The sequence below is a fragment of the Streptomyces palmae genome (genome assembly GCF_004684805.1).
Classification (GTDB): Bacteria; Actinomycetota; Actinomycetes; order Streptomycetales; family Streptomycetaceae; genus Streptomyces; species Streptomyces palmae.
In genome coordinates, this window is the sequence record NZ_SRID01000784.1 from 1 (window position 1) to 660 (window position 660).

The window sequence follows — 660 nt, forward strand, 5'->3', positions numbered from 1 at the left end:
CCCCTCTTCGCCTCGCCCGCTCCGCCCTCGCCTGGCAGGTGACGCTCTTCATGGGCCTCCAGTCGATGCTCGCCTACGTGGCCATCGCCTGGATGCCGACCATCTTCACCGACCACGGAATGAGCAAGGGCACCGCCGGACTGGTCTTCGCGTTCAGCACCCTGACCCAGATGGCCGGATCCTTCGTGGTGCCGCTGCTGGCCGGACGGATGCGGAGGCAGCGGCTGCTGGCGGTGGTGGTCAGCCTGCTGCTGGCCTCCGGGACCGTCGGGCTGCTGCTGGCCCCGGTGGCGGGTGCCTGGCTGTGGGCGGCGCTGATCGGCGTCGGTCAGGGCGGCACCGTGGGCCTGGCGCTGACCATGATGGTGTTGCGCACCAGTGACGCCCACACCGCCGCCCGGCTCTCCGGAATGGCGCAGACCTGGGGTTATCTGCTGGCCGCTGCGGGCCCGTTGACACTGGGCGCGGTCCACCAGGCGACCGGCGACTGGAACCTGCCCATCGTGCTGATGCTGGCGGTGTGCGGAGCGCTGGCCCTGCTGGGCCTCGGCGCGGGGCGCGACCGCCGCATCGGCACCCCGACCGAACAGCCGGCCTGACAACCCGCCACTCCCAGGCCCTCATCGGGCCCGTACTCCTCGCGCCCCACCCCTGGCGCCC

The 660-nt window shown here is 72.4% G+C and carries 1 protein-coding gene; it reads left to right on the forward strand.

Translation table 11 applies throughout. The annotated features are described in order from the left end of the window. The coding region (locus E4099_RS32635; protein WP_135342677.1) for an MFS transporter at positions 1–599 on the forward strand (599 nt) is incomplete at its 5' end. Between the last annotated feature and the right edge of the window lie 61 nt (positions 600–660).